The organism is Erythrobacter donghaensis (assembly GCF_001557325.1).
Taxonomy (GTDB): Bacteria; Pseudomonadota; Alphaproteobacteria; order Sphingomonadales; family Sphingomonadaceae; genus Erythrobacter; species Erythrobacter donghaensis_B.
Genome location: NZ_LSJS01000042.1, coordinates 1 through 15,364, shown reverse-complemented (window position 1 = coordinate 15,364; position 15,364 = coordinate 1). Strand labels below are relative to the sequence as shown.

Annotated in this window: 15 protein-coding genes and 1 pseudogene; 10 read left to right on the top strand and 6 right to left on the bottom strand. The window is 69.9% G+C overall.

The window, feature by feature from the left end; translation table 11 throughout:
- The 3 genes from AX692_RS01085 to lipB all read right to left on the bottom strand — a co-directional run.
- A partial coding sequence (locus AX692_RS01085; RefSeq protein ID WP_196491747.1) for a transposase occupies nucleotides 1-223 on the bottom strand: 223 nt, incomplete at its 3' end.
- Nucleotides 224-396: 173 nt separating this feature from the next.
- Nucleotides 397-693 carry a hypothetical protein gene (locus AX692_RS01080; protein WP_073977535.1) on the bottom strand — a complete coding sequence of 99 codons (297 nt, stop codon included), beginning with the start codon at nucleotides 691-693 and terminating at the stop codon, nucleotides 397-399.
- Complete coding sequence (gene lipB / locus AX692_RS01075) at nucleotides 690-1,379, bottom strand: lipoyl(octanoyl) transferase LipB (protein ID WP_196489968.1); 690 nt, start codon at nucleotides 1,377-1,379, stop codon at nucleotides 690-692. Before lipB ends, AX692_RS01080 begins: the two co-directional genes overlap by 4 nt.
- A gap of 72 nt (nucleotides 1,380-1,451) precedes the next feature.
- Here lipB and AX692_RS01070 point away from each other — a divergent pair, with 72 nt between their 5' ends.
- Both AX692_RS01070 and AX692_RS01065 read left to right on the top strand, forming a co-directional pair.
- Complete coding sequence (locus AX692_RS01070) at nucleotides 1,452-2,297, top strand: glycerophosphoryl diester phosphodiesterase membrane domain-containing protein (RefSeq protein ID WP_073981388.1); 846 nt, start codon at nucleotides 1,452-1,454, stop codon at nucleotides 2,295-2,297.
- Between the two features lie 28 nt (nucleotides 2,298-2,325).
- Nucleotides 2,326-3,699, top strand: coding sequence for an MFS transporter (locus AX692_RS01065; RefSeq protein ID WP_073977534.1), 1,374 nt, complete (start codon nucleotides 2,326-2,328; stop codon nucleotides 3,697-3,699).
- On the opposite strand, the gene AX692_RS01060 is transcribed toward AX692_RS01065, so the two are convergent.
- From AX692_RS01060 to AX692_RS01050, 3 genes are read right to left on the bottom strand one after another with little or no spacing between them, the layout of a single operon-like run.
- Entirely contained in the window at nucleotides 3,696-4,049 is a 354-nt protein-coding gene (locus AX692_RS01060) for an arsenate reductase family protein (protein WP_073973297.1), read from the bottom strand. The genes AX692_RS01065 and AX692_RS01060 overlap by 4 nt on opposite strands.
- Before the next feature lies 1 nt (nucleotide 4,050).
- Nucleotides 4,051-4,602 carry a (2Fe-2S)-binding protein gene (locus tag AX692_RS01055; protein ID WP_073973298.1) on the bottom strand — a complete coding sequence of 184 codons (552 nt, stop codon included), beginning with the start codon at nucleotides 4,600-4,602 and terminating at the stop codon, nucleotides 4,051-4,053.
- A 19-nt stretch (nucleotides 4,603-4,621) separates the two neighbouring features.
- Nucleotides 4,622-5,386 carry a class II aldolase/adducin family protein gene (locus AX692_RS01050; protein WP_073973299.1) on the bottom strand — a complete coding sequence of 255 codons (765 nt, stop codon included), beginning with the start codon at nucleotides 5,384-5,386 and terminating at the stop codon, nucleotides 4,622-4,624.
- Nucleotides 5,387-5,480: 94 nt separating this feature from the next.
- Between AX692_RS01050 and AX692_RS01045 the strand changes: the two genes are divergently transcribed.
- The 8 genes and pseudogenes from AX692_RS01045 to AX692_RS01010 all read left to right on the top strand — a co-directional run.
- Complete coding sequence (locus AX692_RS01045) at nucleotides 5,481-6,863, top strand: MATE family efflux transporter (protein WP_073973300.1); 1,383 nt, start codon at nucleotides 5,481-5,483, stop codon at nucleotides 6,861-6,863.
- 64 nt (nucleotides 6,864-6,927) lie between these two features.
- A complete protein-coding gene (locus tag AX692_RS01040) occupies nucleotides 6,928-9,366 on the top strand; it encodes a chemotaxis protein CheA (RefSeq protein ID WP_073973301.1) in 2,439 nt (812 codons plus the stop codon).
- Nucleotides 9,363-9,827, top strand: coding sequence for a chemotaxis protein CheW (locus AX692_RS01035; protein WP_073973302.1), 465 nt, complete (start codon nucleotides 9,363-9,365; stop codon nucleotides 9,825-9,827). The genes AX692_RS01040 and AX692_RS01035 overlap by 4 nt, the downstream gene beginning before the upstream one ends.
- Before the next feature lie 54 nt (nucleotides 9,828-9,881).
- Nucleotides 9,882-10,247, top strand: coding sequence for a response regulator (locus AX692_RS01030; RefSeq protein ID WP_073973303.1), 366 nt, complete (start codon nucleotides 9,882-9,884; stop codon nucleotides 10,245-10,247).
- Nucleotides 10,244-11,497 (top strand): chemotaxis-specific protein-glutamate methyltransferase CheB, encoded by a 1,254-nt coding sequence (gene cheB / locus AX692_RS01025; protein ID WP_230959450.1) that lies wholly within the window; start codon nucleotides 10,244-10,246, stop codon nucleotides 11,495-11,497. The genes AX692_RS01030 and cheB overlap by 4 nt, the downstream gene beginning before the upstream one ends.
- Nucleotides 11,498-11,508: 11 nt before the next feature.
- Nucleotides 11,509-12,375 carry a CheR family methyltransferase gene (locus AX692_RS01020; RefSeq protein WP_073973451.1) on the top strand — a complete coding sequence of 289 codons (867 nt, stop codon included), beginning with the start codon at nucleotides 11,509-11,511 and terminating at the stop codon, nucleotides 12,373-12,375.
- A gap of 117 nt (nucleotides 12,376-12,492) precedes the next feature.
- The gene (locus tag AX692_RS01015) at nucleotides 12,493-14,013 is read left to right on the top strand and encodes a putative bifunctional diguanylate cyclase/phosphodiesterase (protein ID WP_230959449.1); all 1,521 of its coding nucleotides are present in this window, start codon (nucleotides 12,493-12,495) and stop codon (nucleotides 14,011-14,013) included.
- Nucleotides 14,010-15,364, top strand: a pseudogene (locus AX692_RS01010) (hypothetical protein); the annotation flags it as partial. The gene AX692_RS01015 and the pseudogene AX692_RS01010, both read left to right, overlap by 4 nt.

Here is a 15,364-nt window from a genome sequence, read left to right as displayed (position 1 = left end):
ACCGGATGCCCATGCAATAGCCGATGATCAGCATCCGGATCATCAGCTCGGGATCGACCGAGGGCCGACCGGTCGAGCTGTAAAAGGGGCGCAGATGTTCACGAATGCCCGACAGGTCAACGAACCGGTCGATCGAGCGCAGCAGGTGATCCGCCGGCACATGCCGCTCCAGGTTGAAGCTGTAGAACAGCGCCTCCTGCGCCACCGTCCGTTCGCCCATCATACGCCCGTCTCCACTTGCTTGCAGAGACATTGAATCAATACTTTAGCGCCATTGCAAGGGGGAGTTTTTCAACACAATCCACCCAACTGCCGTCATTCGATAGACTCGGCTCGGACCCTCAAAGCGGCCATCTTCAAGTACGCTTTGTGGTGCTGGTGGCCCGATGGAGCAGGCTATTCGTCGGCAGCCGGAGCAGCGGGCGCTGCTTCCGGCTCGGCAGGCGCGCCCTCGATACCTTCAACCGGCGTCACCTCGGGCTGCTCGGCGTCGAGATCGTCGCCCAGGGCCTGCACCTGGCGCGGGGCGAGAGGGGCTTGCGAATCGAGCTGTTCCAAGGGGATCATCGCGTCCGAGATCGAACCGGGGAGCACCTCGCCCGAGGCCGCGCCGCCCTGTTCGGCAGGGGCGGCGGTCTGCTGCTCGCAAGCGGCGAGCGCGAGGGGCAGGACGAGGATAAGCGCGCGTTTCATCGGCACGCCCTTTTGGCGGCGGCGTCGAGTGCGTCAAGGAAATCCGCCGAGGTGGCGATCAGCGCCTGATCCCACTCCTCGGCCGACACCATCAATCCCAGCCGCGCGAGGCTGGTCACGCCATATTCGGCGATGCCGCAGGGCACGATGCCGCCGAAGTGGCTGAGGTCGGGGTCGAGATTGACCGAGAAGCCGTGCATCGTCACCCAGCGCCGCACCCGCACGCCGATCGCGCCGATCTTGGCCTCGCTGCCGTCGATGTCCCGCGTCCAGATGCCGACGCGGCCCTCGGCGCGCCAGCTCTCGACGCCGAAGGTCTTGAGCGTCGCGATCACCCAGCCCTCGATCGCGTGGACGAAGCAGCGCACGTCCTTGCCGCGTTCGGCGAGGTTCAGCACCAGATAGCCGACCCGCTGGCCCGGTCCGTGATAGGTGTAGCGCCCGCCGCGCCCGGCCTCGACCACCTCGAAGCGCGGGTCGACCAGTTCGGCCGGGTCCGCGCTGGTGCCGGCGGTGTAGACCGGGGGATGCTCGAGCAGCCAGACGAGCTCGGCCGCCTCGCCGGCGAAGACGGCGGCGTTGCGCGCCTCCATCTCCGCCAGAGCAGCGGCATAGGGCACCTGCGCGGTCTCGCGCCGCCATTCGATCGGGATTGCCGTTCCATGGGCGGGAGCAGTGCTTGCCATGGCGAACCGGTGGGGGCATTGAGCGGCGAGATCAAGAGGCGAAATGTGCCTCGCGTCACGAAGGGATCCGCGATGCAACACCGCAAGCTCGACATGGGGACGGCCTGGACACAGGCGACCGGCCTGATGGGCGCCAACCGCGACACCATCAGCGCGATTGCGGGGCTGTTCCTCTTCCTCCCCGCGCTGGCGAGCGGGCTGCTGCTGCCCGAGCTGTCCAATCCGCCCCAGCCCGCGCCCGGGACCGATCCCGCGGTGGCGATGCGGGCGATGGTCGACCAGATCTCCGCCATCTACGCCGAGAACTGGCCGCTGCTGCTGGCGCTGACGGTGGTGCAGGTGATCGGATCGATGAGTCTGCTCGCGCTGCTGACCGATCGCGGCAACCCGACCGTGGGCGAGGCGCTGCGCACCGGGGTGCGGAGCGTGCCGAGCTATCTCGCCGCGCAGATCGTCACCGTGATCGGTGCATCGCTGGCGATCGGCCTTCCGACCGGGGTGCTCTCGGCGATGGGCGGGATGGCGGTCGGCGCGCTGGCGCTGGTGGTTGCGCTGGCGGCGATCCTCTATGTCATGATCAAGCTGTCGCTGACGGGGCCGGTGATCGCCATCGAGGGGCGGCTCAACCCCTTCGCGGCGCTCGCCCGCTCGTGGCAGCTGACCAGGGGCAACTCGCTGCGCATCGTGCTGTTCCTCGTGCTGCTGCTGGTGGTCATCGGGATCATCGCGCTGCTGGTCGGCGGCATTCTCGGCCTCGTGCTGTCCGCGATGGGGGAGACGGTCGCGCTGATCGGCGGGAGCGTGATCGATGCCCTCGTCAATACGCTGCTCGCCGTGGTGTTCCTCGTCGTGACCGTGGCGATCTACCGCCAGCTTGCCGGTGCCTCGCCCGAGCGCGAGGCGGAGCTGTTCGAGTAGCCGCCCGGCAGAGGGAGGCAGGCACGTCATGGCCGAGACCGATCCCGACCTGACCCGAACCGGCGCGCCTGCCGCCGGTAGCACCAGCGCGATCCCGCCTTCGCGCATGGCGCTGCTGTTCATGGTGATGCTGGTGACGGCCGCCGGCAACACCGCGATGCAATCGGTGATGCCCTCGATCGGCACCGCATTGAAGGTCGAGGACGTGTGGATCAGCCTCGCCTATTCGTGGTCGGCGCTGCTGTGGGTGGTGTGCGCCCCGTTCTGGGCGCGGCGGTCGGACAAGCGCGGGCGCAAGGCGATGATGGCGCTGGGGCTGGCGGGCTTCATCACCTCCTTCGTGCTGTGCGGCGCGGCGCTGTGGGCGGGGCTCTCGGGATGGATCACCGCCTTCTGGACGCTCATCCTGTTCGCCGCCGCGCGCAGCCTCTACGGCGGCTTCGGGAGCGCCGCGCCGCCCGCGGTGCAGGCCTATGTCGCCTCGCGCACGCCGAGAGCCACCCGCACCCAGGCGCTCTCGCTGATCGCCTCGAGCTTCGGGCTCGGCACGGTGATCGGCCCCGCGCTGGCACCGCTGATGGTGGTGCCGTTCCTCGGGCTGGGCCTGACCGGGCCCTTCCTCGCCTTCGCCGCCATCGGCGTGGTCGCGCTCGTCCTGCTGCGCCTGCGCCTGCCCGATGACGAGCCGCGCTTCGCCGCGCGGGGCACGCCCGCCCCCTACGCCAGCGCCTCGGGCGCCCCGGCCGATCCGGGCGAGACCAGCGAGGCCGAGGACGCCGCCGCGGCCGCCGACACCGACCCGCCCCGCCTCACCTGGCGCGACCCGCGGCTGCGCCCCTGGGTCTTCGCCGGTCTCGTCGGCGGCCACGCGCAGGCGATGGTGCAGGGCATCGCGGGCTTCCTCGTGCTCGACCGGCTGGGCCTGCGCGACACGCCTGACGCGGGCGCGGGGCCCATCGGCCTCGTCCTCATGAGCGGCGCGATCGCGACCCTGCTCGCGCAGTGGGGCCTGATCCCGCGCTTCGACCTCGGTCCGCGCGCGGCGACGCTGTGGGGCATCACCGCTGCCGCCATCGGCACCGCCATCCTCGGCGTTGCGGGCGACCTCCACCTGATCGCGCTCGGATACGCCATCGCTTCGCTGGGCTTCGGCCTGTTCCGCCCGGGCACCACCGCCGGCACCTCGCTCGCCGTCACCCGCGCCGAGCAGGGGCAGGCCTCGGGCATCGTCGCCAGCCTCACAGGCGCTTCCTACATCTACGCCCCGGCGCTCGGCGTCTGGCTCTACGGCACCTCTGACTGGCTCGGCTTCGGGCTGATCGTCGCCCTGTGCGCCGTGGTGCTGGTGCATGGGTGGCTGCGGTTGCAGTCAGACCGAACCCTCACCACCGACCGGAGCTAGAGGATCTCCAGCACCTTGTCCTGAGGGCGACACAGCCGCACCCCCTTGTCCGTCTCGACCAGCGGCCGCTCGATCAGGATAGGGTCCGCGACCATAGCCGCGAGCACCGTCGCATCGTCAGCCTCAGGCAAACCCCGCTCGACCGCGTCCGTGCCGCGCAGCCGCAACCCCTGCTGCGGCGTGATCCCGCCATCGTGGTAGAGCTGCGCCAGCTTTTCGGCCGAGGGCGGCGTCTTCAGGTACTCGACCACCGTCAGTTCCACACCCGAGAGCGCCTCGAGGATCGCCAGCGTCTTCCTCGAGGTGCCGCAGGCCGGGTTGTGCCAGATCGTCGCCTTCGTCTTCGCCATCTCACTCCCCTTCGCCCGGCACCCGCAAGGCGGGCACGGCCTTGGCCGCGTCCTCGGGGCTGATCCCCGGCGCGGGGGCGGCGCTCACCCGCTCCTGCCGCGCCGCCACGCGGCCCGCCTGCTCGATCACCTTGACGAGCCGCGGATAGACCCCGCAGCGGCACAGGTTGGGCACCGCCGCCTCGATGTCGGCCTGCGTCGGCGCCGCGTTGCGCTGGAGCAGCGCGGCGAGCGCGATCACCATCCCCGGCGTGCAATAGCCGCATTGCACCGCCTGCTGCGCCACCATCGCTTGCTGCACAGGGTGCGAGCGGTCGCGACTCAGCCCCTCGATCGTGGTGATCAGCCGTCCCTCGGCCTCCGCCAGCGTGATCGCGCAGGAGCGCAGCGCCACCCCGTCGACCAGCACCATGCACGCGCCCGAGCAGTCGCTCCCGCCCCCGCAGGCCTTGGTGCCGGTGAGGTTCATTGCCTCCCTCAGCGCGTAGAGCAGCGGCATGCGCGGATCGAGGTCGAACTCGACCGGCCGATCATTGACGGTCATGCGCGACATGGGGATGCCTTACAGGAAGTTACTGGCGCCAGCTGTCGTCGATCTTGTCGATCCGGCGCTTCCACGCCTCGAAATCGAACAGCCCCGCGCCGCCCTGACCCTGCATCACCGAGAGGTCGCGCTGGTGCACGTCGACCACCGATTGCGGCACCAGCACCGGATCGCCCATCGAAAGCGTCGCCACCTGGATCTCGCAAGCGCGCTGCAAGGCCCACATCTTGACGAACATCCCCTGGATCGTGCGGTCCATCACCACCGGGCCGTGATTGCGCAGCATCAGGATGGTGTGGTTGCCGAGATTCTGCACCAGCCGCTCGCCCTCCTCGGGGCGCACGGTGACGCCCTCGAAATCGTGATAGCCGATCTGGCCCTGGAAGTTGCAGGCGTAGAAATTGGTCGGCAGCAGCCCGTCCTTGTGGCTCGCCACGGCCATGGTCGCCGTGGTGTGGACGTGGCAGATCGCATCCGCCCGGCCGCCGAGGTGCTTGTGGAAATAGGCGTGCTGGGTGAAGCCCGCCTTGTTCACCATGTAGGGCGAGCCGCCGACATTGTTGCCTTCGACGTCGATCTTCACGAGGTTGCTCGCGGTGACTTCGCTGTAGAGCAGCCCGAAGGGGTTGATCAGGAAGGTGTCGGTTTCCCCCGGCACCTTCAGCGAGATGTGGTTGTAGATCGATTCCGACCAGCCGAGGTGGTCGAAGATGCGGTAGCAGGCGGCAAGGTCGAGCCGCGCCTGCCATTCTTCCTTGCTGCATTCGATGCCGGGTTTGAGCTGGGTTGCCATGGGCCGATCCTCTTTCCTGTTCTCGCGCATGCTATCGCACGCCGTGGGAATGCTTTGCAAGGCTCGCCCCGCCCGGCTAGGCCCATGGGCGAGCATGTCTTCCGCCGCCCCTTCGATCCCTGCGCGCCTCGTGACCGGCAGCATCCCCGGCCATCTGGTCAGCCAGACCCTGCCCGCGGTGATCGGCGTGGCGGCGATCATGTCGGTGGGGATCATCGACGCCTATTTCGTCGGCCAGCTCGGGCCTGCGCCGCTGGCGGCGATCAGCTTCATCTTCCCGGTCTCGGTCGCCGCCACCTCGCTGGGCGTCGGCGTGATGGTCGGGATCAATTCGGTGGTCGCCCGCGCGCTCGGCGAAGGCGACCTGGCGAAGGCCGCGCGCCGCGCCAATTTCGGGATCGTGTTTGCCTGCGCCTGCGGGCTGGTGATGGGCGCTGCGCTGTGGCTGGCGAGCGACGCGATCTTCGCGCTGATGAACGCACCCGCGCACCTCATGCCGCTCATCCACGCCTACATGACACCCTACGCGGCGAGCTTCCCGCTGAGCCTTGCGATCATGGGCTTCAACGGCGTGCTGCGCGGACAGGGCGAGGCCAAGCGCACCAGCACGGTCTCGATCGTCTATGCCGCGGCCAACTGGGTGCTCAACCCGATCCTGATCACCGGGGCCTTCGGGTTCGAGGGATACGGCATCGCCGGCTCGGCCTATGCGACCGGGATCGGCTGGGCAATGGGGGTGGCATGCGCCGTGTGGCTGCTGCGCGGCACCCCGCTGCCGCTCGACCTCGGCCTGCTCAGGAACTGCGACCTGATCGATCCGGCACGGGCGATCATCCGCGTCGGGCTTCCGGCGGCCTTCTCCAACGCGATCAACCCGCTCGGCCTTGCCGTGCTGACCGGCCTCGTCGCGCTCGAGGGCGAGGCGGCGGTGGCGGGCTTCGGCGCGGCGGGGCGACTTCAGAGCCTCGTGCTGGTGCCGCTGCTCGGCCTGTCGGGGGCGATCGGGGCGATCGTCGGGCAGAACTGGGGCGCGGGCCGCCAGAGCCGCGCCGCCGAGGCGGTGGCATACGCCTTCGGCTTCTGCATCGTGTGGGGGCTGCTCGTCGCCGGCACGATGATGGCGGCGGGCGCGAGCCTGGGGCGGGTGTTCACCGAGGAGCCCGCGGTGGTGCGCGAGTTCGACCTCTACCTCAAGATCGCCGCCTGGGGCTATGCGGGCTTCGGCCTCTTGATCGTCGGCAACGGGATCATGAACGCGGTCGACCGGGCGAGCTTTGCCCTCGCGCAATCGGTGACGCGGGTGTTCCTGGTGATGCTGCCGGTGGCGCTGGTGCTGCAGCCGGGGATGGGATCGGCGGCGATCTACACCGCGGAACTGGCCGCCAACCTGTTCGGCGCGGTCTCGGCGCTGGTGCTGGTGCGCTATGTCTTCGTGCGCCACGCCCGCCTCGTGGCAGCAAGGGAGGCGGGGCGCTAGGCGCTTGTTAACCAACCCTGCCGCATAGCGTGGCCGCGAAAGGGCAATAAGGGCGCGCTTACCGATGGACGACCTGCTGGCGGAATTCATCGCCGAGACCCGCGAGATGCTGGAGGCCACCGGCGGCGAACTCGTCGCCTGGGAAGCCGACCCGGCCGATCGCGCGCGGCTCGATGCGATCTTCCGCTTCGTCCATACGGTCAAGGGCAATTGCGGCTTCTTCGATTTCCCCCGCCTCGCCAGCCTCAGCCACGCCGCCGAGGACGCGCTCGCCGATTGCCGCGCCGGGCGGCGCGAGGCCGACGGGCCGCTGGTGACCGCGGTGCTCGCGATCATCGACCGGATCGCGGCGATGATCGACGCGATCGAGGCGGGCGAGGTGTTTCCCGAGGGCGGCGACGAGGCGCTGATCGCCGAGCTCGATGTTTCACGTGAAACATACGCCGAAGCGGCGCTCGCGGACGACAAGTCGAGGCCCGGTCAGGAAGTAGCCCCCCAAAACGTGCAACTACCCGCCAATGAAGAGGCCATTACCTTCGCACGCCGCGCCGATGCGCAGCGCACCATCCGCCTTCCCGTGGAACTGCTCGACCGGGTGATGAGCGGCGTTTCCGACATGGTGCTCGCGCGCAACGATCTTGCCCACCGCCTCAGGCAGGCGGGCAACCAGCCGACCATCGACGGCCCCTTCGAGCGCCTCACCACCATCCTCTCCGACGTGCGCGACGCGATCACGCGGATGCGGATGCAGCGCATCGAGACGCTGTTCGGCGCCCTGCCCCGCCTGGTGCGCGACCTCTCCGCCGAACTCGGCAAGCAGGTGATGGTCGACCTCGACGGGGGCGACGTCGAACTCGACCGCGAGATGATCGAGACCATCCGCGATCCGCTCACCCACATCATCAGGAACGCCATCGACCACGGGATCGAGAGCCCGTCCGCGCGGCTCGCGCAGGGCAAGCGCGAGATCGGCCTCCTCGCCATCGCCGCGCGGCAATCGGGCAACACCATCTCGATCGTGCTCGCCGACGACGGGCGCGGACTGGACGAGGAGCGGATCGCGGCCAAGGCGGTCGCGATGGGTCTGGTCGCGCCGCAGGACCGCGCGGGGCTGAGCCGCGACCGCGTGCTGAACCTCATCTTCGAGCCCGGCTTCTCCACCGCCGAGACCGTCAGCAACGTCTCCGGGCGCGGCGTCGGGCTGGACGTGGTGCGCCAGAACCTCGAAAAGGTCGGCGGCTCGATCAAGGTCGCCAGCGTACCCGGCGAGGGCACCACCTTCACGCTCCAGATACCCCTCACCCTCAGCATCATCGCCGGTGTGACGGTCGAGGTCGCCGGGCACCGCTTCGCGATCCCGCAAAGCTACGTGGAGGAAATCGTCCAGAGCTCGGCCCGCGCGCTCGATCTCACCCGCTTGGGCGAGACCGCGCTGGTCACCTTCCGCGGCGCGCGCGTGCCCTGCCTGATGCTCGGCGCGGTGCTCGGCCTGACCGATGGCGAGGCGGCGAAGGAGCCCACCCTCGTCATGCTGCGCCTGGCCAGCGGCGATCTCTTCGCGCTCGCGGTCGAGGGCATCCACAACAACGGCGACCTCGTGGTCAAGCCGCTCGCGCCCGCGGTGATGAAGTCGGGGCTCTATGCCGGCTCGACCCTGCTCGATGACGGCACCCCGGTGCTGCTGCTCGACGTCGCCAACATCGCCGCCCAGCACGCGCTGGTCTCCGATGCCCGCACCCGCGTGCTCGGCCCGCTCGCCGAGGAGGTGGGCCGCGCCGCCGCGCAAGCGACCCGCGCAATGCTGTTCACCGACTTCGCCGGACGCCGCTCGGCGGTGCGGCTCGAGCTGGTGCAGCGCATCGAGACCGCCCCGGTGACCGCGATCGACCGCTCCGCCGCGCGCCCGCGGGTGGTGATCGACGGACTGATCCTGCCGCTCATCGGCCTGCCCGAGGCCCCGCTCACGCAGGCCCGCGTGCGCCTGCTGCGCCTGTCGGACGGCGCGTGCGAGCTGCTCTATGCGGTGCGCGAGGTCGAGGATGCGGTCGAACTCACCGACGCCCTCACCCCCGTCCCCGAAGATCCGCTGGCCGAGGCGATCACCCTGATCGGCGGCGCGCCTGCCACCCTGATCGATGCGCACGCCCTGTTCGCCCGCCACGGCGAGGCGCCGCAGACCGCCGCGCGCCCGCGCTGCACGCTGCCCGACGGCGAATGGGCGCGCGCGATCCTTGCTCCGCTGGTCACCGCCGCAGGCTACGACATCGTCGATCCCGCCGAGGCCGGGGAGGCGGCGATCGGGATCCTGTTCGAGGACGTCTACGAGGTCGCCGAGACGCTCGGCCGCGCGCTGCCTGCGCGCGTCATCCGCCTGCGCGACCAGCCCGAGGCGCCCGCGGGTTCGCACACCATCTACCGCTACGACCGCGAGGGCCTGCTCGCCGCGCTCGCCGCCGCGGCAGCCGAGGTCGCCGCCGCCGCGCCCGCAGGAGAGGCCGCATGACCGAAAAGCTGCTCGTCATCCTCCAGATCGCCGGCCGCCGCTGCGCCCTCTCGGCGCTCGACGTGCGCTCGGTGATCGAGACCGGGGCGATCACCCCGATCCCGCGCGCGCCGGCCTGGATCGCCGGCATCACCGCGCTGCGCAGCCAGGCACTGACCGTGATCGACTGCCGCCGCGCGCTGGGATTTGCGGGCGCCGCGGCGGGCGACTGGCCCACCGACCACCGCGCTGCCGTGGTCACCGAGGGCGGCCATTCCTACGCGCTGCTGGTCGACGGGATCGAAGACATCACCACCGCCGCGGGCGAGGCCGGGCAGGTGCCCGGCGGCTTCGGCGCGGAATGGTCGCGGGTCGCAAGCGGGATGATCGAGACCATGGCCGGCCCCGCGCTGCTGATCGATCTTCCGGCCCTGCTCGCCGGGCCCGAGGCGCATCGCGCCGAAATCGAGGCGGCAGCTTAATCCAATCCTTACCAAATTGGCCTTAGTTTCGCGGCATCATTCGCAGGAACGCCCATGAAAACTTGTCTCATCGTCGATGATTCCCGCGTCATCCGCAAGGTTTCGAGACATATTCTCGAGACGCTCGGATTCGCCGTGGAGGAGGCCGAGAACGGCAAGATGGCATTGGACGCCTGCGATGCGGCCATGCCCGATGTGGTGCTGCTTGACTGGAACATGCCGGTGATGACGGGGATCGAATTCCTCGTCGCGCTGCGCCAGCGCCCGGGTGGCGACAAGCCCAAGGTGGTGTTCTGCACCACCGAGAACGACGTCGCGCACATCCGCCAGGCGATCCAGGCCGGGGCGGACGAATATGTGATGAAGCCCTTCGACCACGAGACGCTGCAGATCAAGTTGCAGCTTGTCGGGTTTGCGTGAACCGCACCGCATCCCTGCCGCCGCGCGAGCCTGACGCCGGGCGCGCGGGTCGCGCCGCCGCAGGCTCCGCCCCCGGCGGCAATCCCGCTGCCGATCGACCTGCCGAGCCCGGGGCCGATTCCGGAGCCGATCCGGGCGCGATCCGGGTGATGATCGTAGACGATTCGCTGACGGTGCGCACGATCTTCAAGCGCATGGTCGAAAGCGACCCCGCACTGGCGATCGCGGGCACCGCATCGAGCGCGGAGCGCGCGATCGCCCAGCTCGCCGAGGCCCCTGCCGATGTGGTGCTGCTCGATCTCGAGATGCCTGGCATCGGCGGGCTCGGCGCGCTGCCCGCGATCCTTGCCACCCCCGGCCGCCCGCAGGTGCTGGTGGTCTCCTCGCTGACGGTCGACGGGGCCGAACACACGCTCTCGGCGCTCCAGATGGGCGCCGCCGACACGCTGCAGAAGCCGCGTCCGGGCGGGTTCACCGAGGATTACCGCGCTGCACTGCTCGGCAAGATCCGCGCGCTCGGATCGCGCGCCGGCACCGCGCTCGCCGATCCCGAGGCGCCGCCCGCGCCCGGTGCCGCCGGGACGACGCCCTCCTTCGTGCGCCCCGCCCCCGTCCGCCGCATCCGCCGCCCCGAGGTGGTCGCGATCGGCGCCTCGACCGGCGGCATCCATGCCCTGGGCCTGATGCTGCGGCGTCTCGCGCCCGATTTCGATCTGCCGCTGGTCATCACCCAGCACCTTCCCGCCAGCTTCATGCCGGTGTTCGCGCGCCAGATCGAGGCCGCCTGCGGGCGTCCCGCCGACATTGCCGCCGAGGGTCTGATGCTCACCCCGGGCCGGATCGTGATCGCGCCCGGCCACGGCCATGTCGTGATCCGCCGCAAGGGTTCGGGCGGGCTGATGACCCGGATCAGCACCGAACCCCAGCCGAGCGGCTGCATCCCCTCGGTCGATCCGATGCTGGCGAGCCTGGCCGAGGCCTGCGAGGGCCGTGCGCTCGGCGTGATCCTGTCGGGCATGGGCCGCGACGGGGTGCTCGGCGCGGCTGCCCTCGTCGATGCGGGGGGCACGATCTATGCGCAGGACGCCGATACCAGCGCGGTGTGGGGCATGCCCGGCGCCGTCTCGCGCGCCGGGCTCGCGAGCCTCGTCGCCGCGCCCGAACGGATCGGCGATGCGGTGATGGCACAGGTCGGCGCGACCCCGCCCGCACGGGCCGCCGCCGCCCTTCCCGCCGCAGCGCTGAAATAGTCGCCCGGTCGATGGAAGCGAGCGAAGCCTCCCACCAGATCATCGCCGATCTGCTCGAAGCGCGCACCGGTCAGCACCTGACCGAAAGCCGCCGCTGGCGCGTCAATTCGGCGCTCGCGGGGATCTTCCGCCAGCACGGCATCTCCAATGTCGATCAGCTGGTGTGCCTGCTCGCCGCGCCCCCGGGCGGGCCCGAGGGCACCGACCTCGCGCAGGAGGTGGTCGAGGCGCTGCTCAACAACGAGACCTATTTCTTCCGCGACAAGCCGACCTTCGACCAGCTGCCCGGCGAGATCCTGCCCGAGCTCGCCCAGCGGCGGCGCGACACGCGGCGGCTGTCGATCTGGTCGGCGGGCTGCTCGACCGGCCAGGAGGTCTATTCGCTCGCGATGCTGTTCGCCGAACAGGCCGAGCGCTGGCACGGCTGGACGATCGACATCATCGGCACCGATGTCTCGCACCGCGCGATCCACGCGGCACGCAGCGGCATCTACAGCCAGTTCGAGGTGCAGCGCGGCCTCGGCGTCACCCAGATGCTGCGCCACTTCGACGAGACCCCGCGCGGCTGGCAGGTGCGCGGCGAGGTGCGGGGCATGGTGCGCTTCGTGCAGGGCAACCTGCTCAGCGCGCCGCACCCGGCACGCCAGCCTTTCGATCTTGTGCTGTGCCGCAACGTGCTGCTCTATTTCGACCGCCAGGTGCGCCAAGCCGCCTTCGAGCGCCTCGCGCGCGCGGTCATGCCCGATGGCTTCCTGATGCTCGGCGCGGGCGAGACCGTGGTCGGCAACACCGATCGTTTCGTGCCGGCCCAGCGCCGCGCGAGCTTCTTCGAGCCCGCCGCGAACCCCGCCGCTGCCGCGATCCGCAAGATCGCCTGAACCCGGCGCGATTTCGCCGCGCCGCGGTGCCATCGCTTTACCCTTCCTTAGCCGCTTCTGTTTAGGACGAAGGCGCAACAGCGCGAAGCCAAGCGCGCCTATCGGGAAGCTCTGTTCTTGTTCACGGCCAAGAAACCCCTGCACCTCTCCCCGGTCGGGCTGGTGCTCATCCCGATCGGGGTGGCGAGCGCCCTGACGGGGAGCCTCGGCTTTGCCATCGGTCTGAGCGGGCGCTGGACCGTGATCTCGCACTCGCCGATGCTGATCACCGCGATCCTCATCTATGCCGCCACGCTGTTCTTCCTCGGACGCAGCGGGATCGCGACGATTCGCGGGCTCGAACAGCGCGCCCATGTCGATTCGCTGACCGGCATGCCCAACCGCCATGCGCTGCACGAGGACGTCAGATTCCTGTCGCAGGGCGATGACGAGGTGGCGCTGGCGATGATCGATCTCGACAGCTTCAAGCAGGTCAACGACCACTATGGCCACGCGGTCGGCGACCAGCTGATCGAACTGTGCGGGAAGGTGCTGCGCGAGACGTGCGGCAAGGAAGTGACCTGCTACCGCCTCGGCGGCGACGAATTCGCGGCGGTGATGTCGGGCAAGGTCGCGGGCACGATCCTCGAGGGAATGTGCCGCGCGCTGCTCGAGAAGCTCGGCACCCCGCTGACCCTGGGCGGGCGCCACATCGCGGTCGGCGCGAGCATCGGCCTTGCCCGCTCGACCGCGGACCTGCGCATCCCCTCCTCGGAAATGCTGCGCCGCGCGGACGTCGCGATGGACATGTCCAAGCGCGGCGGCAAGATGCGCTGCACCTGGTTCAACGAGAGCTTCGACCGCCGCCGCGAGCGCGTGCGCGAGATCGAGGACGAGATCCGCACCGGGATCGCCGCGGGCGAATTCAGCCTCGCCTACCAGCCGCTGGTCGATGCCAATGACAAGCGCATCGTCGCGGTCGAGGCGCTGCTGCGCTGGAACCGCGGCCCGGAGCGCGATCCGCTGACCCCCAACATCTTCATTCCCGTGGCCCAGGATTCGGGGCTCATCAATCCGCTGGGCGTGTGGGTGCTGCGTCAGGCGGTGTGCGATGCGAACCGCTGGGGCGACATCACCCTGTCGGTCAACATCTCCGCCGCGCAGCTGCGCAACGCCGAATTCCCGATCAAGCTGGGCGAGGTGCTGGAGGAAACCGGCTTCCCGCCGCACCGGCTCGAGCTTGAAGTGACCGAGACCTGCCTCGTGCTCGACCCGGTGGTCGCCGAACGCACCCTCGACGTGATCCGCAGCTTCGGCGTGCGCATCGTGCTCGACGACTTCGGCACCGGCTATGCCTCGATCGGCTTCCTGCGGCGCTTCCGCTTCGAGAAGCTGAAGCTCGACCGCAGCCTCGTCGAACTCGCCGGGGTCGATGACGGCAGCCGGGCGATGATGCTGTCCTCGATCGCGCTCGCCCGCGCCCTCGACATGGGGGTCACGGCCGAGGGGGTCGAGACCGAGGAACAGGCCGAACTGGTGCGCCTTGCCGGGGCCGACCAGATCCAGGGCTGGCTCTATCACCGCGCCGTGCCCGCGGCCGAGATCGACCGGCTGATCGCCGAACAGAACGCCCACACCAAGGACGGAATGGCCGCATGAGCGCGCTTCAGGACATCGCCCTAAACCTCGACGCCGAAACCGCCGGGCAGCAGCCTGCGGCGAGCGCGGCGCCCGGCTCCCGGTTCGGCGACTGGCAGCGCTGGTTCGCGCAGCTTTCGATCGGCGGCAAGATCACGCTGTTCTTCACCGTGAACCTCGCCTTCGCGCTGCTGGCGGGGCTGTTCGTGGTGGCGGGCTATATCGAGCTCGGCCAGCGCGCCGAACATATTCGCAACACCCACGATGCCGCGCTCAAGGCCGAACGCCTGCTGGTGCAGCTGAGCGAGGGCCAGCGCCACGCCGAACTGCTGGTCGCCGACGGCGACACCGGCCGCGCCCGCACCGCCCGCGAGGCGCTCGACCGCGCCGCCGCGAGCGCCGCCGCGCTCGCCGAACGCGGGCGCGATGCGGGCATGGTCGAACAGGATCGGCTCGCGCTTATCCGCGCCGGGATCGAGGATCTCGATCGCCAGGTCACCGCCTATGCCCCCGGCGCCGCCGACAATGCCATGCGCCAGCGCCAGGCCGCCGAGATCACCGCTACCAGCAGCGCGGTGCTCGAAGCCGCCGAGGGCCTGACCGGGGCGCTCGGGAAGGAAGCGGCCGCGATGGCCGATGACGGCGCGGCGCTGATTTCGCGCCTGATGGTGATGTGGATCGGCCTCGCCACGATCCTGACGCTCGTCACCGTGTTCGCGCAGCGCTATTTCAACCGCACTGTCGGGGCCACGCTCAAGGCGATGGCCCGGCAGATGACCGCGATCGCCGCCGGGACGCGCGATGTCGCGATCAGCGGCAAGGACCGCGGCGACGAAATCGGCGAGATGGCGCGCGCCACCGAGATCTTCCACCGCGCAGGCCTCAGGCTCGAAAAGCTCAGCCGCGAACGCGAGACGCGGGCCAAGGCCGAGCTCGACGAACACGCCCGCCAGCAGGTCGTCGCCGAGGAAGCGCGGCGCGAACGCGAGCGCATGATCGCCGGGATCGCCGACCAGTTCGAACGCACCGTCGGCGAGGTCGTCACCGGGGTGGTCGCCGCCTCCAGCCAGCTGCAATCGACCGCGGCGCTGATGGCGAACACCGCCGAGGATGCCAGCAGCCGCACCGGCGAGGCCGCGAGCGCGATGCAGGAAGCCAATCTCGGCGCTGCCGCTGCCGCCGCCGCGAGCGACGAATTCGCGATGTCGATCGGCGAGATCAGCCGTCAGGCGGCCTCCTCGGCCGAGCTTGCGCGCGAGGCCAGCGTCTCGGCGCGCAAGGCCGACACCACCATCGGCGCGCTCGCCGCCAGCGCGCAGGAGGTCGGCCAGATCGTCGAGCTGATCCAGACCATCGCCCAGCGCACCAACCT